Here is a 21,130-nt window from a genome sequence, read left to right as displayed (position 1 = left end):
GTCAGCCCCTCACCAGCAGCGCGACCGGGTAGGTGGCGAGGAGGTCGCCGACCGCCGGAGACGCGACCGCGCGCCCGGTCAGCGCGTCGGTCCACTCGCCGCCGGGCAGCTTCAGCTCGGTGTCGCCCCAGCCGCCCGCGTTGGCCAGGGCGACCGGCAGCCGGGTCGCCACGCTCAGCGCCCCGCCCCGGTCGAAGGCCACCACGTGCCGCTCGGCGGCCCCGGCCGCGGCCACCGGCTGGTAGCCGCCGAACAGCTCCGGCCGGTCCCGGCGCAGCCGCAGCGCCCGGCTGACGAGCAGCAGCTTCGCCGCGCCCGAGACGTCGACCGGCGGCAGCGGCAGGCCGGCGTCGAGCGCGGTCAGCAGGTCGCGGCGCTCGGCGAAGTCGACCGGGCGCCGGTTGTCCGGGTCGACCAGCGAGTTCTCCCACAGCTCGGTGCCCTGGTACACGTCCGGCACGCCCGGCATGGTCAGCTGCACCAGCTTCTGGCCCAGCGCGTTGCTCCAGCCGAACGGCGTGATCCGGCGGGCGAACCCGGTCACCTCCGCGCGCAGCTCGCCGTCGGCGTAGACCCGGGCGAGGGTCGCGCGGACCGCGCCCTCGAACTCGGCGTCGGGGGAGTCCCACGACGTCGAGCGGTTCGCCTCGCGGGCGGCCTTCTCGAAGTACCCCCGCAGCCGCTCTTCCTCGATCGGCCAGACGCCGACGATGGTCTGCCAGAACAGGTCCTCGAAGGAGGGGTCGGGCAGAGGCGCCACCGCCCGCCAGCCCTGCTGCACCGCGGCCCACTCGGCGGGGACCTCGCTGAGCACCGCCAGGCGGGCCCGCACGTCCTCGCCGCGCTTCGTGTCGTGGGTGGACAGCGTGGTCATGCCCCTGGGCCGGTCGCGCTGCCGGCCGGCGGCGGCGTCGTGGAACTCCGCCGGCTCCACGCCGCGGCGGGACGGGTCGCCGCCGACCTCGTTCAAGGCGATGAGCCGATTCCAGCGGTACATCGCCGTGTCTTCCACGCCCTTGGCCATGACCGCGCCGGTGAGCTGCTGAAACCGCTGGGCCAGCTCGTCGGCGGGGTCCCTGAGCCTGGGCGCCAGCGCGTCGAGCGTGTCGCCCAGGTCGGGCCGCCGCTTGCGGGTCGCCTCGAGCGCCTGGTCGAGCTGCTCGGCGCCGTAGGGCAGGTACGTCCGATAAATCCAGAAATTCGCCGACAGCTCGGACAGGGCGTCCTCGATGCCCGGCCGGGCGGCGACGCGGGCCAAGCGGTGCAGCTCGGCGCCGAAGAGGCGGCGGGCGACGTCCAGCTTCTGCTCGTGAGCCTCCTCCGCCCAGGATCTCTCGGACTCCTCCGGGAACGACGGATCGACGAACAGTCCGCAGACCTCGGCCAGGGCGTCGTAGCCGGTGGTGCCATCGACCGGCCACCGCGGCGGCAGCGGCTCGCCGTGCTCCAGGATCTTCTCGACCAGCAGCCAGGTGTCCGGGGCCCGCTCGCGCAGCCGCGCCAGGTAGCCGCCGGGATCGCGCAGCCCGTCGGGGTGGTCCACCCGCAGCCCGTCGACCAGGCCCTCGGCCACCCAGCGCAGGATCTCCGCGTGCGTGCCCTCGAACACCGCCGGGTCCTCGACCCGCAGCCCGGCGAGCTCGGTGACGGCGAAGAACCGCCGGTAGTTGAGCCGCTCGTTGCCCTCCCGCCAGTAGACGAGCCGGTAGTGCTGCCGGTCGTGCACCTCCTGCGGCGTGCCGCCCTCGGTGCCCTCGGCGATGGGGAAGCGGTGCTCGTAGTACCACAGTTGGTTCTCGGAAACGCGCAGCTCGTCCAGCGACGGCGAGCCGAGCACCGGCACCACGATCGGCCCGGCGTCCCAGTCGATGTCGAACCAGTCCGCGTAGGGGCTGGTCCGGCCGCGCTTGAGCACGTCCCACCACATCGGGTTTGCGGCCGGGGCGAACAGGCCCATGTGGTTGGGCACGATGTCGGCGATCAGGCCTAGGCCGTGCGCCCGCAGCGCCGCCACCAGCCGGTCCAGCGCCGCCGCCCCGCCCAGCTGCGGGCTGACCTGGCGCGGGTCGACCACGTCGTAGCCGTGCGGCGAGCCGGGGGTCGCGGTCAGCAACGGCGCCGAGTACAGGTGGCTCACGCCCAGCTCGCGCAGGTAGCCGGCCAGCCCGGCGGTCGTGTCGAGGTCGAAGTCCGGCCGGACCTGCACCCGATAGGTGGCTGTCGGCTCCCTCATACCGTGCGGTCCAGCACGACGAGGGACCGGTCCGGCACGGTGATCGTCCCGCCGGCCGTGTAGGAGACACCGTCGCGCGCCGGGCCGGTCGCGGTCGCGATGACCAGCTCCCATTCCTTGCCGAACTCCTGCGGCGGGACGACGAACTCGAGGGGGTCGTGCCAGGCGTTGAAGCACAGCAGGAACGAGTCGTCGACGTGCCGCTCCCCGTGCGAGCCCCGCTCGGTGATCGACTCGCCGTTGACGAACAGCATCAGCGCCCGGCCGAAGTGGTTGTCCCAGTCCTCCTCGGTCATCAGCCGCCCGTCGGTGGCGAACCAGGCGACGTCCGGCAGGGGAGTGCCCTCGGCCCGGGCGACCGGCCGGCCGGTGAAGAACCGGCGGCGGCGGAACACGCGGTGCCGCTCGCGGAACAGCGCCAGCCCCCGGGCGAAGGCGAGCAGCTGCTCGTCGACGGTGCTCCAGTCGATCCAGCTGATCTCGTTGTCCTGGCAGTAGGCGTTGTTGTTGCCCTGCTGGGTGCGGCCCAGCTCGTCGCCGGCGCAGATCATCGGGGTGCCCTGGGAGAGCATCAGCGTGGTCAGGAAGTTGCGCCGCTGCTTGGCCCGCAGCGCGTTGATGGCCGCGTCGTCGCTCGGCCCCTCCACGCCGCAGTTCCAGGACCGGTTGTAGCTCTCGCCGTCGCGGTTGTCCTCGGTGTTGGCCTCGTTGTGCTTGTCGTTGTACGACACCAGGTCGTTCAGCGTGAAGCCGTCGTGGCAGGTCACGAAGTTGATGCTGGCGAACGGGCGGCGGCCGTCGTCCTGGTACAGGTCGGCGCTGCCGCAGATGCGCGAGGCGAACTCGCCCAGCGTCGCCGGCTCGCCGCGCCAGAAGTCGCGCACGGTGTCGCGGAACCGGCCGTTCCACTCCGTCCACAGCGGCGGGAAGTTGCCGACCTGGTAGCCGCCCGGGCCGACGTCCCACGGCTCGGCGATCAGCTTGACCTGGTTGACGACCGGATCCTGCTGTACCACTTCAAAAAAGGTGGACAGCCGATCGACCTCGTAGAACTCGCGGGCGAGCGTGGAGGCCAGGTCGAAACGGAACCCGTCGACGCGCATCTCGGTGACCCAGTAGCGCAGCGAGTCCATCACCAGCTGCAGCGAGTGCGGGTTGCGCACGTTGAGGCTGTTGCCGGTGCCCGTGTAGTCCGTGTAGCGCCGGTTGTCGTCGTCCTCGAGCTTGTAGTAGTGGCCGTTGTCGATGCCGCGGAAGCTCAGCGTCGGGCCCAGATGGTTGCCTTCGGCCGTGTGGTTGTAGACCACGTCGAGGATGACCTCGATGCCGGCCGAGTGCAGCGCCTTCACCATGCCGCGGAACTCCTGCACCTGCTGGCCGCGATGCCGGCGGGCGTACCCGTGGTAGGGGGCGAAGAAGCCGATCGTGTTGTAGCCCCAGTAGTTGGACAGCCCCACCTCGACCAGCCGCTGGTCGTGCACGAAGTGGTGGACCGGCAGCAGCTCCAGCGCGGTGATGCCGAGCCGCTTGAGGTGCTCGACGATGGCCGGGTGGCCGATGCCGGCGTACGTGCCGCGCAGTTCGTCGGGCACGTCCGGGTGGCGCATCGTGAGGCCCCGCACGTGCGCCTCGTAGACCACGGTGTGGTGGTAGGGCACCCGCGGCGCGGCGTCGTTGCCCCAGTCGAAGTAGGGGTTCACCACCACGGCCTTGGGCATGAACGGCGCCGAGTCGGCGGTCGACATCCGCTCGGGGTCGTTGAAGTCGTAGCCGTACACCGCCGGGTCCCAGCTGATGTCCCCGTCGATCGCCTTCGAGTACGGGTCCAGCAGCAGCTTGTGCGGGTTGCACCGCAAGCCCCGGGCCGGATCGTAGGGCCCGTCGACGCGGAAGCCGTACCGCTGGCCCGGCTCGATCCCGGGCAGGTAGGCGTGCCACACGAACGCGTCCACCTCGACCAGCCGTACGCGGTCCTCGTGGTCGTGGTCGTCGAAGAGACACAGCTCCACCGAGTCGGCCACCTCGCTGAAGATCGCGAAGTTGGTGCCCTGCCCGTCGTAGGTCGCCCCCAGCGGGTACCGGTTGCCCGGCCAGACCTGCATACTCGCTCCTGCTCTCTTGCCTTGCACCGCGGTTCAACGCGGTGCCCGTTGCCACAGTGTTACGTGCGTCGAAAGTTCACGCGCGGGTACGCGCGAAGCTGGCTGGGATATGCCCACCACACTCGATAATGAATCGTGCCCGGTGGGCCGTCGGATTTCCGACAGGGTTTCGGGATGAACCTCAGGCGAATTCGGTCGTGGCGTGTGTTTCAAGCGAGGGGGAACGGATCATAGTTGGGCACATGCCCCCAGGATCGGTGATGACCTTCGGCCCGCATGCCTGCGGCGCGGCGGCTGGGTTCGAGTCGGAGTGGCTGGTCACCGACGGGCTCGGGGGATACGCCAGCGGCACGGTCGCGGGTCTGCGCACGCGCCGCTACCACGCGCTGCTCGTCACGCCGCAGCGCCGCGTCGCGCTCGCCGCGCTCGACCCGGTCCTCGGCCTGCCCGGCGGCGCCGACGTCCGCCTGGCGGTGCACGAGTGGGCCTCCGGCGCGGTGGATCCGGCCGGGCACACGCACCTGTCGTCGTTCGACATCACGGATTCGGTACCGCGCTGGCGCTGGCGGATCGGCGAGTTCGTGCTCGAGCGCGAGGTCGCCATGACCTACGGCCGCAACGCGGTCGCCGTCGTGCACCGGCTCGTCGCCGCCCCGCCCGGCGCCTCGGTCAGCCTCACGCTGACCGCGCTGTGCACCTGGCGCGAGGCCGACTCGGAGCGCTCCCACGAGGGCCCCGACCTGGCATTCGACGGCATGGTCGCCGAGGGCGGCGCCTACCGGCTCGGCGGGCCCGGCTGGAAGCCGACCGGGATCTGGTATCACGGCGCCTACCACCGCGAGGAAGCGGCCCGCGGCCTCAACCCGGTCGAGGACCTGTGGGCCGCCGGCACGTTCGAGGCCACCCTGCGGGTCGGCGAGACGCTGACCGTCACCGCCTGCTCCGGCGACCTCGACGCGCCGCTGCCGGCCGGCCCCGCGATCGTCGACGAGGCCCGCCGGCGCGCCCGCAAGCTGGTCCGCCTCGCCGGCGCCCGGGACGCCACCGACCGGCTGCTGGTGCAGGCCGCCGACCAGTTCATCGTCGCGGACCCGTCCGGCGACGGCGCGCCCGCGGTGGTCGCCGGCTACCCGTGGTTCGGCTCGTACCTGCGCGACACGATGACCGCCTACGAGGGCCTCTTCCTGCACACCGGCCGCCACGCCGAGGGCCGCCGGCTGCTGCAGGCGCACGCCGGCCTGGGCGTGCGCATGCGCGAGGAGGAGCTCAACAACGCCGACGGCCCGCTGTGGTATGTCCACGCCGTCGAGCGCCACATCGCCCGCACCGGCGACACCGCGCTGTGCCAGGAGCTGCTGCCCGCGGTGGAGGGGGTCGTCGCGGCGTACACCAAAGGCACCCGCGACGGGGTCGTCGTCGACCCGCTCGACGGCCTGCTCGCCCTCGACGCCGACCACGCCGGCCTCACCTGGATGAATGCGATGTTCGGCCGCGCGGACGGCCCGCCCAAGGCGGTGACCCCGCGCGACGGCAAGCCGGTCGAGCTCAACGCCCTGTGGGCCAACGCCCTCGGCGCCGTCGCCGCCATGCGCGAGCGGTGCGGCCGGGACGCCTCGGTCGTGCACGCCCGCCGCGACGCGGTGCGGGCCCAGTTCGTCAAGCGGTTCCGCGCCCCCGACGGCTGGCTCTTCGACATCGTCGACGCCGGCCCCGCGCCCTACCCGAAGGGCGGCAGCGGCGTGCACGACGACTCCGTGCTGCGCCCCAACCAGCTGCTCGCCTTCAGCCTGCCCTATGCCCCCGCCGCCGACGAGCCACAGCTGCGGGACAACGTGCTGCGCGCCATCGGCGAATCCCTGCTGACGCCGGTCGGATTGCGGACGCTTGCGCCGGCCGAATACGGGTATGCGGGGCACCATCGTGGCGGCGTGGTCCCCCGGGACACCGCATATCACCAGGGTACGGTGTGGCCGTGGTGGCTCGGGCCGTACGTCGACGCGATGTGCGCCGCCGGCCGTCCGGTGGACGCGCTGCTGGACGCCCTGACGGGACATTTGACCGAGCACGGGCTGGGCTCGGTCAGCGAGATCGCGGAGGGTGACGCGCCGCACCGCCCGACCGGCGCGCCGTTCTCGGCCCGCTCGGTCGCGGCACTGCTGCACGCCCGCGCGGTGATCAGGCAGAACTGCAACTTGCACCAGGCATCGGCAAAACCAAAATTGGCCCGCGAAGCCGGTCCGCGCAAGCGCCGGAACGCGCTACGGTGACAGTCGGCGACGAGAGGTATCCGTCATGCGCGTGTTGATGATCGCCTGGGATTTTCCGTCGAGTGTTGACATAACCGCCTCCGGCGACGCCCGCCACGGCCGCATCGCCGCCCTGTCCACCGCTTTGGTCGCGGGCGGCCACGAGGTCACCGTGGTCAGCCGCCACCACCCCGACACCCCCGCCAACGAGACCTTCGGCGGCGTCCGGGTGGTCCGCGCCGCCGCGCTGCCCCCCTTCGACGACGCCGACCTCGGCCACACCATGGCGGTGAACCACCTGCTCGCCGAGGCCGCCATCCGCACCGCCCCGCCGTCGGCTTACGAGGTGATCCACGCCCACGACTGGCTGGTCACCCACGCCGCGGTCACCCTCAAGGAACACTTCGGCATCCCGTTCGTCGCCACGCTGCAGGACACGGAGGCCGGCCGCCACCAGGGCTACCTGCCGGGCGAGACCAGCCGCTCGGTGCACTCGGTGGAGTGGTGGCTCGGCACGGAGGCCTGCCGGGTGATCGTGCCCACGGAGTACCTGCGCTGGGAGGTCCAGCACCTGTTCGACGTCCCCGCCGAGCGCGTCGACGTCGTGCCGAGCGGCATCGACCCGGACATCTGGACCGCCGAGCCCCGCGCCGTGCTTTCCGCACGCCTCCGCTTCGCCGGCGAGGGCCCCCTGATCGTCTACGCCGGCCGCCTCATCGCCGAGAAGGGCGTGCAGGACCTCCTGGCCGCGATGCCCTCCATCCGCGAGCGCCACCCCGGCACCCGGGCGGTGGTGGCCGGCGACGGCGACTACCGGGGCACCCTGATCGAGGAGTCCCGCCGCCTGAAACTGCACCGCGCGGTCTCCTTCCCCGGCACCCTGGACCAGCCCACCCTGGCCGCCGTCCTGGCCGCGGCCGACGCTTTCGTCATGCCCAGCCGCTACGAGCCCACCGGCACCGTAGCTCTGGAGGCCGCCGCCTCGGGCGCCGCTCTCCTGGTCGCCTCCACCGGCGGCCTGGCCTCGATCGTCGAACACGGCGTCACCGGCATCCGCTTCCCCGCCGGCGACCCCGACGGCCTGGCCGACGCCGTGACCGCTCTGCTGCAGGACCCGATGCTCGCCCAGAGCCTGGCCTCCCGCGCCCGCCAGATGGTCCGCGAACACCACTCCTGGCGCGCCACCGCAGCCCGCACCGCCGCCGTCTACGGCGCCGCCATCGACGAGTCCCCAGCCTTCGAGGCCCGCCGCCACGCCGCCCTCGTGGGCAGCGGCCTCCCGGTGGTCTTCGTCCCCCCGGGCAACCTCCTGGCCGACCCTCCAGCGGTCCCGGTAGGCGCCCGCCCGTCCACTCCCACCAGCCCCGGCGCCCACCTGGCCACCTCCAGCCCCGGTGCCCGCCTATCCGCCCCCGCCAGCGCCGCCGACCACCTGCCCGGCTCCGTCGGCGCCGCCGATCGCCTACCCGGCTCGACCTCTGCCAGCGACCGCCTGCCCGGCTCCCTCGGCGCCGCCGACCGCTTGCCCGGCTCGACCTCTGCCAGCGATCGCTTGCCCGGCTCCACCAGCGCCAGCGACCGCCTGCCCGGCTCGGCGTCAGGCAGCGGTCGCCTGCCCGGTTCGGTCGGCGCCGCCGACCGCCAGCCCGGCTCCGCCGACGCCAGCGACCGGCAGCCCGGCTCCGCCGGCGCCAGCGACCGCCTGGTCGGCCCAGCGAGTGCCGACGACTCCTTGGCCAGCGCAGCCGACGCCGGCGATCGCCAAGCCAGCGCCGCAGGCCCCGGCGGAGTCGGCGATCGCTCGGCCAGTTCCGCGGGCGTCGGCGACCGCTCGGCCTGCCCCGCCGAAGTCGCCGCCGACGAGGCCGCCTGGCAGGCCGGTGCCGAGGCCGCCAGAGCCGCCATCCGCGCCGAGGCCTCCTACTGGACCGAGCAAGCCGTCGCGAGAGAAGCCGCCGCCCGCGAGGCCGCCGCAAAAGCCGCCGCCGCCCCCTTCGATGTCCTGATGGCCGCTGTAGAACGCCGCTAATCACCCCTCTTCCGTCGCACTGCCCGCCCCAGCCCACCCGGGGAACCGGCCCGCCGGGTCCGCGCCAGCGAGCCGGTGCCGCGCCGGAGCGTCGCTGTGCCTCCTGCCTTCGAAGCCGCCCGGGGTCGCGCCGCTGGCGCGTGATCGTGGTAGTTCAGGTCGGGCCACCGCCGCAGGCCGGGTGTCGATGGCCGCCGGTCGGAGCGCGGCGCCCATCGGCTCCAACCCCCTGGGCGGCGCGGCGGGCCGGACGTTGCGGATGCCGCCCGCCGGGCGCACCATCCGATCTGCGCGGCCGGGGCGGACCTATGTCTCCGTGATCATGATGTGCGCCATGACCGCACGACGCGTTTGCCATGATCCCGGAGCCTTTCGGTACACGGGCGTACATCACCACTCCGTGATCATGAAAAACCGTTGGTGTCGGTGCCGGGTTGCGCATGATCGCGGAGACTTCCGGTCGCCACGCCCGTGCTCCCCGGCGGCCAGCGCCCCCAGCGTTCACGGTCCGTGGCGCGCCCACAACGACGGTGGCGGCCCGGTGCACCGCAGTTGGAGCGCGGTTTGTCCTGTGTCCTCCGCGGTCGTCCGGCCTTCGGGACCCGCCCCGCGCTCGTCCGCGCCGAGGCGGTCCCCAACAATGTCGCGCTCGCCGCGTCGAACCGCTGCCGCCCGAGTGGCCTCCCCAGCTGCGGCGGACCCGAGGTCTGCCCTGCGGCGGTGAGGCCGGGCCGGTCCCGTTGGCCGCGGAGGGCCGTTGACCTCGTGGTGTCTGGGGCGCCGGTGCTGTGGGTCCATGGTTCTCCGTGGGCGGATGTGGCGCTGCCGACTCCTGTCGCTTCGAGGCCGTTCCGGGCGGTTGCTGTGCTGCGGACTTCTGCGCCGCTGCAGGCTCCGGCGGCTGCGCCGCCGCCGGCTTCTCGCCCACCCCCGCGCCATCACTGACGCCGGTCGGCGTGGCAGTGCAGTCGGGATCAACGCCCAGGCCGGCCCGCTCTGCCGAGTGGACGGCCCGGTGGGCTGGCGTGCCGGCCCGTCCCAGGCGGTCGGTGGTCCCGCGGTGGTGGACTGCCACGCCCGTCCGCTCCACCGGGTCGTTGTCCACGCGCCCGTCGGCCGGGCCATGGTCGACCGGCGCGCGGGGCCGCCCCGCGAGCCGGTCGTCACGCGCCCGGACCGGGGCGGGCACCTCGCGAGGCCGCCCGGTCAGCCCGGCGTCGCGATCGCGCGCGCGGACCGGGGCGGGCGCCTCGTGAGGCCGCCCGGTCAGCCCGGCGTCGCGGTCGCGAGCCCGGGCGTCCAGCCGCATGAGCTTCGCGGCATGGCGAGCCTGCAGGCCGTGCCGCCGTGCCTCGGCGAACTCGGACCGGGTCGCGGCCCGCGCCTCCCTCCGGCGCCGCCGCAACAAGGTAGCCGCAGCGTGTGCCTCCGCCATCCAGGCTTCCCAGCCGACCTGATCACTCACCGGCGCCACCCCCGCTCATGCCGACACTTTAGAACAGGGGTACGACAAAAAATCTGACTAGGGCCGGGCGTGTGTCGCCAGCCAGTCCTGCAGCGGCCCGCACCCGCGCAAGAACTGCTCCACGTGGGCGCGGGCCTTGGCCGTGCCGAGCCACGGCTTCAGCGGGAACTGATGCCAGGCGATCAGGCCCTTGTGCCGCAGCAGGTGCGCCCGGGGATGCTCCTTGTCGAAGCCGCGCGGTACCGACTTGAGCTGCTCATGCGACGTCACCGACCAGCCGCGCGCCTCCAGGTCGGCGATGATCGACTCCAGAGGTTCGCCGGAGGACGGGTCCGCGACCGCCTGGCGGAAGCGGGCCAGCCGTGGCGGGTCCATCATGTACGCGCCGGCGCCCGCCGCCAGGCCGGCCGCGGTCAGCTGGAGATAGCCGCCGCGTTCGAACGTGGCCGCGCACGAGGTCTTGTACGGCGACTTGTCGGCGCTGAAGCGCACGTCGCGGTACGGCCGGAAGATCCTCGCCGGGCCGAACTCGGCCTCCAGCTCGGCGAGCAGCTCGCTCATCGGGCCGCGCACCAGGTCGTCGTAGACCGCCTTGTGCGCGGTCCAGTACGTCTTCGAGTTGTCCGCCTCGAGCCCGTCGTAGAACTCGAGTGCCTCGACCGGCCAGCCGTGGAACGTCACGAACAGGAAGCCTACGGCGTGATGACCAGATGCCGGTTGGCCCGCAGGAAGCCGACCACCTCCTGGGGCGCCGTGACGGGCAAGCCGGCGGCGAACGGCAGCCGCGGGTCGTATCGATCGCCAGCTGGATCGCCTGCGCCACCTCCGGGCCGGCGATCCGGGCGGCGAGCGTCAGGCCCAGGTCGATGCCCGCGGTGACGCCGGCCGAGGTCGCCACCCGCCCGTCGCGCACGAAGATCGGGTCCGGATCGACCGTGATGTCCGGAAACCGCCGCGCCAGCGCCTGGCAGTGATCCCAGTGCGTGGCCGCCCGCCGCCCGGCGAGCACGTCTCCGATCCTCGCGGCCTATGCCACGGCCGCCCCGTTTTTGTCGTACCCCTGTTCTAAGTTTGGCGGCATGAACGAACGTGGCGGCGGCATGGTGCTAGGGCCAGCTCGCAAACGTGATGGGTGCTCCAGTTTCGGCTCTTCGCCGCGCTGCCCGGACCCGATTGCGCCCGGATGCGCCCGCCCGCCGCCATAGGCCGACCTGCCGACGAGCGTGCGGTGCCCTTGCGCCGTGCGCGGGTTCCGCGCCGCCACGAGGCTGCCTTGGAGCCTGCGTGCGTGGTGCCTTCGGCCGCGTCGGCCCGGCTCAATCGGGACGCCACGGTTGGGGACGGCCCGCGGAGACCGCCGCCGAAGCTGCCGTCCATCCCCAGGGCCTGGTCCACCGCGGCCCCGCCGGCAACGCCAGCCGGCTCCGGAGCCAGCGGGGTGTCGGCCGCCGAGCTCAGCGAGCGACGGCAGCCGCCGATTGTGAGCAGGCGGGCGCCGGCCGCCGGGGGTCAGGCCGGCGCGGCGCATGGCGAGTTCGTCGCCGCCGGGGGGTTTCAGCCGGCGCGGCGGCGGGCGCGGCGCATGGCGAGTTCGTCGCCGCCGGTGAAGTCGTCCGTCGCGAAGTCGCCGGTGGCCGGCGGCGCGGGGAGTTCCTCGCCGGTGGTGGCGGCCTCGGCGGGCAGGTGCGACAGGGTGCCCTCGATCTCCTTGAACGCCCCGGAGATCGCGATGCCGAACACGCCCTGCCCGCCCTGGAGGAGGTCGACGACCTCTTCGGGGGAGCGGCACTCGTAGACGGTGGTCCCGTCGGAGATGAGGGTGATGCCGGCGAGGTCGCCGACGCCGCGGGAGCGCAGGGTGTCGATCGCCTTGCGGATGTTCTGGAGTGAGACACCGGCGTCGAGGAGGCGCTTGACGACCTTGAGCACGACGATGTCGCGGAACGAGTACAGGCGCTGGCTGCCGGAGCCGGCCGCGTCACGAACGGAGGGAACCACGAGACTGGTGCGAGCCCAGTAGTCGAGTTGGCGGTAGCTGATCCCCGCCGCGTGGCAGGCGGTCGGGCCGCGGTAGCCCACGTCGTCCGCATCCGCAGCGCCCGGCATTGCCGCAGCGCCGGCGCTCGTGGCCGCGTGGGTGTCGCCGGCCACGCGGGAACCCGGGCCGCCGGCCGCCGAGGCGGTGCCGGGTCCTGCGGCGGTGGCGGGGTCGCCCCCTACGCGGGAGCCCGGGCTGCCGGGCCCCGAGGCGGTGCCGGTGGCCGTTAGGGAACCCGGGTAGTCGGGCGTCACCTCGGCGTGCTCATCGGCATGGCCAGGTATCCCGGGATCGGGCGGCTGTTGCATTGCGACCCACCTCCAGCGTCAACACCCGCAACCCTATAGCGCACCTTGAGGGTCTGCGGGGAGGTAACGCCGCGACACGCCGCGTGCCGGTGCGCGAAAGTTTGCGCGCGCCTGACCACGGCCCCGGACCGGCGTCCGGCGACGGTGGCCGACATCACCGCCGACCCGCTGCGCCGGCCCACCGAGCGGAGCCGCTGCGCCGACCCGCCAACCCGCTGCGCCGATCCACCCGAGCCGACCCCTCTGTGCCGACCCGCCGACCCCCGCTGTGCCGACCTGACCCGCTGTGCCGAGCCGACGCCGCTGCGCCGACCCACCGAGCCGAGCCGACGTCGCTGCGCCGAGCCGACCCGCGGAGCCGAGCCGAGCCACGGAGCCGAGCCGACGCCGCTGTGCTGAGCCGACCCACCGAGCCAAGCCGACCCACCGAGCCGAGCTCGCTGTGCCGACCCACCGGGCCGTTGTGCCGCCGAGCCGTCCGCGGCGCGGGCTTAGCGAGCGGCTCGCTGACCCGCCGATCCGGACTAGCTGAGCCGGAGCGGTGGCGGCGTGAGACGGGCTGGCGCCCACCCGGTAAATCGCCCCGACCCAAGGCCCAGTGGCATCGACGCTACCCGGCGAATGGCCATGCGCAAGGCCCGTTCGCTGAAGTGAGCGCAACAAACTACCGTGCGTTACGAAAGTCGTGGTGCGCCGCACCGAGCCGCTGCGGTCCGCTCCGTACATCACGCATCGCCCAGCACGCGGGCGGGCTGGGCCAGGTGCTGGGCGACTGGGGACCGGGTGGGTCAGCCGGCGAAGTCCTCCGGGCGGACCTGCTCCAGGAACTCGCGGAACTTTTCGACCTCGTCTTCCTGTTCGTCCGGGATGACGATGGCGGCCTCGGTCAGGACCTGGTCGGCGCAGCGGATCGGGGCGCCGACCCGCAGGGCTAGGGCGATCGAGTCGCTCGGGCGGGCCGAGACGCGCACGTTGTCGCCGATGACCAGTTCCGCGTAGAAGATGTTGTCGCGCATCTCCACGATCTCCACGGCGTGCAGCGGCGTCTTCAAAGCCGCCAGCATGTCGCGCATCAGGTCGTGGGTGAGCGGCCGGGCCGGCTTGACCCCCTGCTGCTCGTAAGCGATCGCCGTCGCCTCCACCGCGCCGATCCAGATCGGCAGGTAGCGGTCGCCGTCGACCTCCTTGAGCAACACGATGGGCTGATTGGTAGGCAGCTCCACGCGAACTCCGACCACATTCAGCTCTCGCACTGCCGCCTCCGTGTCGACTTGCCTCTCCCGTCACGTTACACGGCCCCCCCGGCAGTCGTGCCACTCGCAAGGCCGCTGTTCTGTGCCGAGTGGCGAAGATCGCCCGGCCTTCGCCGGGCGAAATGTCCAAAGCTGACCGGGCTATTTGCCCAGTATCTCCCGGAGGCCCGCGCGGACCAGGGCGGCCTGGATGCGCTGGGTGAGGGCGGCCAGCTCGTGCACCGTGTCGGCCGCGCGGGCCCGGCCGGCGGGGCTGTTCTGCCTGGTCAGCGGGGTGACCAGCTGGCTGAACAGGCCGATCTCGCGGTCGGCGGCGGCCCGGTAGGCGCGCAGGTGCCGCGGCTCGAGGCCGAACTCCGCCAGGCGCGCGGCGGCCGTGGCGACCTCCAAGGCGTCGGCGTCGTAGCCGCTGCCGGGGCGGGGCTTGAGCAGGCCGTGGTCCTCCAGGGCCTTGAGCGCGGGCTCGCTCAGGCCGGTCTTGTTCAGCAGCTCGTCGCGGGTGAGCCGGACCTCGCTGGGGGCCTCTTGGGGTACCACCTCGGGAACCTGGGTCAGCGGCTCACGCATGGTGGCCAGGTGCTCGCGGATCACCCGCAGCGGCAGGTACTGGTCGCGCTGGGCGGTCAGCACGTAGCGGAGCCGGGCGATGTCCGTCCAGGTGTACTTGCGGTACCCGGCGGGCGTGCGGCGCGGCTCGACCAGGCCCTCGGTCTCCAGGAAGCGCAGCTTGGAGATGGTGACGTCGGGGAAGTCGGCGCGCAGGTGCGCGAGCACCTCGCCGATGCTCATGAGACGCTCGCCCCGGGTGACGTCGTCACCCGGGGTGGGGGAGTTCCAGGCGGCCGCGGACGCCGTCATCGCCTCAGCTCTCGTCGGGGCGCGGTCCTGCCACGAATACGAGGCGGAACTTGCCGATCTGGACCTCGTCGCCGTTGCTCAGCGTGGCGGCCTCGACACGCTCGCGGTTGACGTACGTGCCGTTGAGGCTGCCGACGTCGCGCACGGTGAAGGTGCCGCCCTCGCGGTGGAACTCGGCGTGGCGGCGGGAGACCGTCACGTCGTCGAGGAAGATGTCGCTGTCGGGGTGGCGGCCGCTCGTCGTCACGTCGTGGTCGAGCAGGAAGCGCGCGCCCGCGTTCGGGCCGCGGCGCACCGCGAGCAGAGCCGTTCCCGGCGGCAGCGAACCCGACATGCGCGTGGGGACCATGTCGTTGTCCGGGCCCTCGATGGCATCCTCAATGGCGCCAAGGTTGAGCGTGGAAGTGACGTCGAGCGGGGGAAACTCGTCGTCTGGGCGCGTCATCGAACCACCTCACGGTCGTATGTCAGGGCCGGCCGGATGCATTCGAAGACCGCGAGCGCATACGGTTGGCTGAGCGAGCCTAGTCACGCCCGGAATAGCGGGTCAACGGGACGCGCGGCAGGATTCGGCGGAAAATTCGTTCAGGCGACGGTCAGTTCCTCGTAGGCCTTGGCGTCGAGCAGCGCGTCGACCGCGGCCGGGTCCGCCGCCTTGAGCTCCACGAGCCAGCCGGCGCCGTACGGGTCCGAGTTGATCAGCTCCGGGGCGCTCGCGAGCTCGGGGTTCACCGCCACGACCTCGCCGGCGACCGGCGCGTAGATCTCCGAGACGCTCTTGGTGGACTCGACCTCGCCGAGCGCGTCGCCGGCCTGGAACACCGCGCCGGCCTCGGGCAGCTGCACGAAGACGATGTCGCCGAGCGAGTCCTGCGCGAAGTGGGTGATGCCGACCCGGAAGGTGGCGCCCTCCGCGGCGGGGGCGAGCCACTCGTGCTCGGCGGTGTACCGCAGATCCTCGGGAATCACGTCGACCCTTTCAGGCTCAGGCGGGCTTGGCGTATTGCAAGGCACCGGCAGTGTGCAGCGCGGTCACGTGCACCGGATCCGCTTCGCGCACGGAAACCGTACCGCCACGCTGGCGAACGCTGTCCACGACCCCTCCCGGGATGTTCAGCGCCGTCCGCATGGTGTCCGGCCCTCCGATGACCGTGATCGTATATGGCGGGGCGAGCGTCGTCCCGTCGACGGTGAGCCGACCCCCTTGCGGGGCATCCACGAAGTACGTCGAGGCCACGATCCGGACCGCCGGACCGCCGGCTCCGGAGATCTGCATCGCCTCCGCCCCGGCGCCGCGGAGCTCTTCGACAGCGTCGAGGATCGTTTCAGACTTTATGGCATCGGTACCCTGCGTGACGTCGATCTGCAGACCCGGGCCCTCGGCCGGCCCGGTTCCGGCGAGAATGCCCAGCTCATCGGCGCGCTTGCGGGCCTCGGCAAGGGCGGCGTCGCGGCCCTGCGCGCCCGAGTCGAGCTGACGCTGCGTCTCCTCCAGGTCGCTGATCTCGCCGCGCAGCCGCTGCTGCTGGGCGTCGAGGTCGGACAGGATGCGCACCAGGTCCTCGGGCCGCGCGGACGACAGCTCCTTGTCGGACCCGCCCGCCTTGAACTGCACGGCGACTGCGAAGCCGAGCAGTGCGAGCAGTACCGCGATAACGAGATTGGCCGGAAGTTTCACGTTTTTACGCCTTGAACAGGTGCCGCCGGATCGCGGCCACGTTACCGAAGATCCGCACGCCCAGCACGACGACGACCCCGGTGGAGAGCTGACCACCGACGCCGAGCTTGTCGCCCAGGTACACGATCAGGGCCGCCACCAGCACGTTCGACACGAACGACACGACGAACTGCTTGTCGTCGAAGATACCGTCGAGCTTGGCCCGCACCCCGCCGAAGACGGCGTCCAGCGCCGCCACCACGGCGATCGGCAGGTACGGCTGCAGCCCGATCGGTACCGTCGGCTCGAGGAAGATGCCGGCCGCAACCCCGATGACCAGGGCGATCACGGCGATCATCGCGTGGGACCTCCAGAGGGTGTCGTCGCGTATTTCAGCGGCGGCTCCGCGGCCGCGGCCAGGGTCAGGTTGGTGCGCTTCTTCACGCTGAACTGCATCCGGTACTCCTCGACGTACCGCTTGAACCGCTTCGCGGTGGCGGACCCGCCGAAGGTGTCGGCGATGTCCGGCGGCCCGATCGCGGTCACCTCGTAGGGGCTGGTCACCGGCCGGAAGTCGACCAGGATCACGCCGCCGGCGGCCCGGATCGTGCTCGTCGCGGTCAGTCGCTGCCCGTTGACCGCGACCGCCTCGGCGCCGGCCTGCCACAGCCCGTTGGCGATGTCCTGCAGGTCGCGGTCGAGCACCTGGCCGAGGTTGTCCGCCGCGGCCTGCCCGGTCACCGGGTCGACCTGCGCCGGCGCGTCGGCGACCCGCACCGCGACCCCGTCGCCGGTGACCTTGCCGGTGCCGTTGGCGGCGGCGAGGTTCTTCAGCCGGGCCGCGCTGTCACTGTCGGCGAGCGCGTTGTCACGCGCCTGGTCGACCTGGTCGCGCAGCTCGGCGGCGCGGCGCTGCAGGTCGTCGGCGGCGCGCTGGCGCGACCGGACGTCGGCCACCAGGTCGTCGCGGGCCTTCGTGGTGCCCGGGGCGGCGGCCACGACCTGGTGGTACGCCACCGCCAGGAGAAAGCCGATGATCAGCATCGCCGCGGCCGTCAGCCAGCGCCCGGACCTCGGCGGGGGAGCGCCGCCGCGGCGGGCGGCGGCGGCCGCGTACCCCGGGTCGAGCGGGTTGCGGAACAGCTCGCCGAGCAGGTCGTCGCGGCGCGGCGAGGTCACGACGCGCCGGCAGCCGCCGCGCGCCCGGCCCGCACGTGGATGCCCGCCTGGATGAAGTACAGCACGGCGGCGACCCAGTACAGCACGATGCCCCACCACAGCAGCGCCCAGCCGCTGGGCAGCGCCCACGGCCGGGCCGCCTCGCTGAAGCGCGCCAGCAGCATCATCGGGAAGCCCATGAGCAGGATCGCGGTGGCGGTCTTGCCGACGTAGTGCACCGGCGGCGGCCCGTGGCCGAGGATCCGCAGCACGACCAGGCACAGCACCATGACGGCCTCGCGGCCCAGCAGCGCGATCGTGAACCACCACGGCACGACGTCCTTGACCGTCAGCGCGATCAGCGTGGCCAGGATGTAGAGCCGGTCGGCGAGCGGGTCGAGCAGCTCACCCAGCCGGCTGACCTGCTTGAGCCGCCGCGCCGCGAACCCGTCGACCCAGTCGCTCAGCCCGCCGACGGCCAGCACGGCGATCGCCCAGCCGGTGGCGTCGGTGGCGAGGAAGAGGTACAGGAACAATGGCACGCCGAGCAGGCGCGTGAAGCTGATGAGGTTCGGGACGGTGAGCACCGGCCCGAGACCCTGCCCGTCTGCCACGCCGGGAATGCTAACAGCCCGCCCGGGTGACCTTGTGGAGGCGCCGCGGCCCGCCGGGTAGCGTCCCGCACCATGAAGTTTCCGGCGGCGATTCTGGCGGCTTTGGTACTCCAGGGATGCTCCTCGGCCCCGGCCGCTTCTCCCGCACCGTTGGCGGCTTCGCCTGCCTCGTCCTCGCCCTCGTCCTCGCCGGCCCCGCCCGTCTCCGCCGCGCCTTCCCCCTCGGCCCCGTGCTCCGTCTTCCCGGCCGACAACGTGTGGCACGCCAACGTCGCCAAGCTGCCCGTCCACCGCGACTCCGCCGCCTGGGTCGCGAGCATCGGCGCCACGGCTCACGCCCATCCCGACTTCGGCCCGGCGTTCGGCATCCCGATCACCGCCGTACCGGCCGGTCAGGCCAAGGTCAAGGTCTCGTTCGCGTATGCCGGCGAGAGCGACCCCGGCCCGTACCCGATCCCGAAGAACGCCCGCGTCGAGGGCGGTGCGTCCGCCACCGGCGACCGCCACGTGATTCTGCAGGACACGTCGGTCTGCAAGGTGTACGAGCTGTTCGACGCCCACCCCAACCCCGACGGCACCTGGAAGGCGGGCTCGGGGGCGATCTTCGACCTGCGCGGCAACGCGCTGCGCAAGCCCGGCTGGACCTCCGCCGACGCGGCCGGCCTGCCGATCCTGCCCGGCCTGCCCCGCGCCGACGAGGCCGCCGCCGGCAAGATCGACCACGCCATCCGCTTCACGGCGCCGAAGACCCGCAAGGGGTACGTCTGGCCGGCCCGCCACGCGGCGTCGTCGGCCACCGACCAGTCGCTGCCGCCGATGGGCGCCCGGTTCCGGCTCAAGGCGTCGGTGGACATCGCGAAGTTCCCGCCGCAGGCCCGGGCGGTCGCACAGGCCCTGAAGACCTACGGCGCGATCCTGGCCGACAACGGCTCACCCTGGTTCTTCTCCGGCGCTCAGGACGACCGGTGGAGCAACTCGCAGCTCGACGCCCTGAAGTCCTTGACCGGCTCCGACTTCGAGGCGGTGGATTCCTCGCTGCTGCAACTGGACCCCAACTCCGCCCGGTGCCGCGCTACCTGAGGTCGCTTGGCTCTTGTTTCTTCCATCGCTCAGCTGGGCTGTTTCCTTCGCCGCTCAGCTGGGCTGTTTGATTGGTCGCTCAGCTGGTCTGTTTGATTGGTCGCTCAGCTGGGCTGTTTGATTCGTCGCTCAGCTGGGCTGTTTGAGCAGCGCGATGGTGAAGTCGGCTCCGGCCGGGTGGTAGCCGTGGTCGATCACCCACCGGTCCGTCAGCGCCCCCGCGAACCGCGCCAGCACCGCCGGATCGGCGTACAACTCGTCCTCGGCCCGATCCTCCTCCCGGCGCTGCCCGCTGAGAAAGTTCGCGGCGGCGGCCAGTCGAGAAATGTCGTACGCGTGTTCTAGTATGTCGAGGTAGTAGAACGGGTCAGCGGGATCGGCAAACTGGAAGATCCCGCTGGCGAAGACGTAGTCGACCTCGCCGACGGGAGCACGTCCGGGCGAGAGCAGCTCGACATTCGGCACACCACGAGACCGGGCCAGCTCGACCATGCGCGGGTCGATGTCGACGCCGGCGTATGCCAGCGGGAGGTTCATGGAGCGCAGGAAAAAGTAGAGATCACCGGGCCCGCAGCCCCAGTCGAGCACGGTGCCGCCCCGGTAGCCGCTCGTCCGGACCAGCGCGTCGAACCGGACGCGCTGCAACCTGGCGCTGCCCCAGCCCGCAATACGCCACGACGGCCCGTCCAGCCCGCCGTGGAACGCCGCGATGACCGCCGCCCGCTCCGGCGACGGCCCCGCTCCGCCCGAGCGTGCCGACTCCGGTCGGTCCGATGGCTTCCGTGTGTCCGACGGCAATGGTCCGCCTGGCCGCTCTGGCACCGGTCTGCCTGACAGCGCCGCTCCGTCCGAGCACGGCGGCGGTGATGCCTGGGTTGACGGCGGCGGCGATGTCGGGTGGGACGGCGGGTGATCGAAATCGGTCATGCCGTGGCCTTCGTCGGCGTATCGGACAGGCGGGTGCGGATCAGGAGGTCGTGCAGGGCCGGCCCGGCCGACGGCGCTGGCGGGAGCTTCGACGCGTCGCGGGCGGCCTCCAGTTCCGCGGTCAGCCGCGCCACGTCCGCGGTCAGGACCTCGGCGGAGACCACCGCGGGCGGCAGGAGGTCGTGCTCACCGGCGCGCTTGGCCTCGATCAGGTCCGGAACGTAGGGGAGGGTGTTGAGCACACGCAGGTCGGCCTCGACCTCGCCGGTGCGCAGGAGGTGGATGCCGGTGTGCAGGACGCGCAGCGTGTACAACGCCGGCTTCAGCTCGCCGGTCTTCTGGTACAGCTGCCACTGCCCGGCGGCGAAGCCCAGGTAGTGCCGCGCGTGCTCGGGCGTCAGGCAGTGCGGGGCCAGGAACTTCAGCTCCTCGTGCAGCGACGAGGTACGGATCACCAGCGGAGAGAGGAGTTGCTCGAGGACGTAGCCGTTGGGCTTCAGCAGTAGCCGGATGAACTTGGCCAGTTCCTGGCTCACGACGTCCAGCTCCATGCCGTCGCGCTCGCCGCCGGTCTGGACCGTGTCCGGGCCCGTCTCCAGGCCCACGACCCGCTCCAGCGGCAGCACGTGGCACCCGCGGAGGTCGAGGTCCGAGTCGACCGACGCGAACCCGTACAGGTGGGCCCCGCTGACCGTCGCGAAGATCAGCGGATAGGGGTGAGCATCCGCCACCTCGCCCGCCCACTCCGGCACGCCCGCCTCCGCCATGGACTTGCCCGGCGCCGCTGCCCGGCCCGGCGAGGCCGCGCCGGCCCGGGACGGCACGCCCGCGGCCGTGGCCCGGTCCGGCGCGGTGCCCGCATGCGGCGGTGCGCCCGTGATCGCGGCCCGGTCGGGCACTGCGGTGCCCGCGTGCGGCGGCGTGTTCGTGGTCGCGGGCCGGTCGGGCATTGCGGTGCCCGCGTGCGGCGGCGTGTTCGTGGTCGCGGGCCGGTCGGGCATTGCGGTGCCCGCGTGCGGCGGCGTGTTCGTGGTCGCGGGCCGGTCGGGCATTGCGGTGCCCGCGTGCGGCGGCGTGTTCGTGGTCGCGGGCCGGTCGGGCATTGCGGTGCCCGCGTGCGGCGGCGTGTTCGTGGTCGCGGGCCGGTCGGGCATTGCGGTGC

Annotated in this window: 17 protein-coding genes; 3 read left to right on the top strand and 14 right to left on the bottom strand. The window is 72.5% G+C overall.

Annotated elements, in window-relative coordinates; genetic code table 11:
- Position 1: 1 nt before the first annotated feature.
- Together treY and glgX are read right to left on the bottom strand one after the other, a co-directional pair.
- Positions 2 to 2,233 (bottom strand): malto-oligosyltrehalose synthase, encoded by a 2,232-nt coding sequence (gene treY, locus ACQPXD_RS33370; protein ID WP_432825309.1) that lies wholly within the window; start codon positions 2,231 to 2,233, stop codon positions 2 to 4.
- Positions 2,230 to 4,335: a glycogen debranching protein GlgX gene (gene glgX, locus ACQPXD_RS33365; RefSeq protein WP_432825308.1), complete on the bottom strand. Its 2,106-nt coding sequence runs from the start codon at positions 4,333 to 4,335 to the stop codon at positions 2,230 to 2,232. Before glgX ends, treY begins: the two co-directional genes overlap by 4 nt.
- A gap of 242 nt (positions 4,336 to 4,577) precedes the next feature.
- On the opposite strand from glgX, the gene ACQPXD_RS33360 reads away from it, so the two are divergent.
- Together ACQPXD_RS33360 and ACQPXD_RS33355 are read left to right on the top strand one after the other, a co-directional pair.
- Entirely contained in the window at positions 4,578 to 6,602 is a 2,025-nt protein-coding gene (locus ACQPXD_RS33360) for an amylo-alpha-1,6-glucosidase (protein WP_432825307.1), read from the top strand.
- 25 nt (positions 6,603 to 6,627) lie between these two features.
- Entirely contained in the window at positions 6,628 to 8,610 is a 1,983-nt protein-coding gene (locus ACQPXD_RS33355; protein ID WP_432825306.1) for a glycosyltransferase, read from the top strand.
- A gap of 1,522 nt (positions 8,611 to 10,132) precedes the next feature.
- Here ACQPXD_RS33355 and ACQPXD_RS33350 read toward each other — a convergent pair.
- The 10 genes from ACQPXD_RS33350 to ACQPXD_RS33305 all read right to left on the bottom strand — a co-directional run bounded on the left by ACQPXD_RS33350 (position 10,133) and on the right by ACQPXD_RS33305 (position 17,970).
- Complete coding sequence (locus ACQPXD_RS33350; protein ID WP_432825305.1) at positions 10,133 to 10,756, bottom strand: DUF2461 domain-containing protein; 624 nt, start codon at positions 10,754 to 10,756, stop codon at positions 10,133 to 10,135.
- Between the two features lie 873 nt (positions 10,757 to 11,629).
- The gene (locus tag ACQPXD_RS33345; RefSeq protein ID WP_432844055.1) at positions 11,630 to 12,181 is read right to left on the bottom strand and encodes a MerR family transcriptional regulator; all 552 of its coding nucleotides are present in this window, start codon (positions 12,179 to 12,181) and stop codon (positions 11,630 to 11,632) included.
- A 1,028-nt stretch (positions 12,182 to 13,209) separates the two neighbouring features.
- Positions 13,210 to 13,674: a bifunctional nuclease family protein gene (locus tag ACQPXD_RS33340; protein ID WP_432825304.1), complete on the bottom strand. Its 465-nt coding sequence runs from the start codon at positions 13,672 to 13,674 to the stop codon at positions 13,210 to 13,212.
- Positions 13,675 to 13,815: 141 nt separating this feature from the next.
- Positions 13,816 to 14,463, bottom strand: coding sequence for a transcriptional regulator FtsR (gene ftsR, locus ACQPXD_RS33335; RefSeq protein ID WP_432844053.1), 648 nt, complete (start codon positions 14,461 to 14,463; stop codon positions 13,816 to 13,818).
- Positions 14,464 to 14,536: 73 nt separating this feature from the next.
- Positions 14,537 to 14,977 (bottom strand): oxoglutarate dehydrogenase inhibitor Odhl, encoded by a 441-nt coding sequence (gene odhI / locus ACQPXD_RS33330; protein WP_350613525.1) that lies wholly within the window; start codon positions 14,975 to 14,977, stop codon positions 14,537 to 14,539.
- Between the two features lie 140 nt (positions 14,978 to 15,117).
- Positions 15,118 to 15,501 (bottom strand): glycine cleavage system protein GcvH, encoded by a 384-nt coding sequence (gene gcvH, locus ACQPXD_RS33325; protein ID WP_432825303.1) that lies wholly within the window; start codon positions 15,499 to 15,501, stop codon positions 15,118 to 15,120.
- Between the two features lie 16 nt (positions 15,502 to 15,517).
- Positions 15,518 to 16,210: a DUF881 domain-containing protein gene (locus tag ACQPXD_RS33320; RefSeq protein ID WP_432825302.1), complete on the bottom strand. Its 693-nt coding sequence runs from the start codon at positions 16,208 to 16,210 to the stop codon at positions 15,518 to 15,520.
- Positions 16,211 to 16,214: 4 nt separating this feature from the next.
- Positions 16,215 to 16,547, bottom strand: a complete 333-nt coding sequence (locus ACQPXD_RS33315) for a small basic family protein (protein WP_432825301.1) — start codon at positions 16,545 to 16,547, stop codon at positions 16,215 to 16,217.
- Positions 16,544 to 17,368 carry a DUF881 domain-containing protein gene (locus ACQPXD_RS33310; protein WP_432825300.1) on the bottom strand — a complete coding sequence of 275 codons (825 nt, stop codon included), beginning with the start codon at positions 17,366 to 17,368 and terminating at the stop codon, positions 16,544 to 16,546. The genes ACQPXD_RS33315 and ACQPXD_RS33310 overlap by 4 nt, the downstream gene beginning before the upstream one ends.
- Positions 17,365 to 17,970 (bottom strand): CDP-alcohol phosphatidyltransferase family protein, encoded by a 606-nt coding sequence (locus ACQPXD_RS33305; RefSeq protein ID WP_432844051.1) that lies wholly within the window; start codon positions 17,968 to 17,970, stop codon positions 17,365 to 17,367. The genes ACQPXD_RS33310 and ACQPXD_RS33305 overlap by 4 nt, the downstream gene beginning before the upstream one ends.
- A gap of 63 nt (positions 17,971 to 18,033) precedes the next feature.
- On the opposite strand from ACQPXD_RS33305, the gene ACQPXD_RS33300 reads away from it, so the two are divergent.
- Positions 18,034 to 19,041, top strand: coding sequence for a hypothetical protein (locus tag ACQPXD_RS33300; RefSeq protein WP_432844366.1), 1,008 nt, complete (start codon positions 18,034 to 18,036; stop codon positions 19,039 to 19,041).
- Positions 19,042 to 19,170: 129 nt separating this feature from the next.
- Here the strand turns inward: ACQPXD_RS33300 and ACQPXD_RS33295 are convergent, their stop codons facing one another.
- On the bottom strand, positions 19,171 to 19,968 hold the full coding sequence (locus tag ACQPXD_RS33295; protein WP_432825299.1) for a class I SAM-dependent methyltransferase: 798 nt from the start codon (positions 19,966 to 19,968) through the stop codon (positions 19,171 to 19,173).
- Entirely contained in the window at positions 19,965 to 20,735 is a 771-nt protein-coding gene (locus tag ACQPXD_RS33290) for a nucleotidyltransferase domain-containing protein (RefSeq protein WP_432844048.1), read from the bottom strand. Before ACQPXD_RS33290 ends, ACQPXD_RS33295 begins: the two co-directional genes overlap by 4 nt.
- Positions 20,736 to 21,130: the final 395 nt, after the last annotated feature.

Source organism: Dactylosporangium sp. CA-092794, assembly GCF_050948465.1.
In the GTDB taxonomy this organism is placed as follows: Bacteria; Actinomycetota; Actinomycetes; order Mycobacteriales; family Micromonosporaceae; genus Dactylosporangium.
The sequence above is the reverse complement of the archived record's forward strand: the minus strand, read 5'-3'. Positions and strand labels throughout refer to the sequence as shown.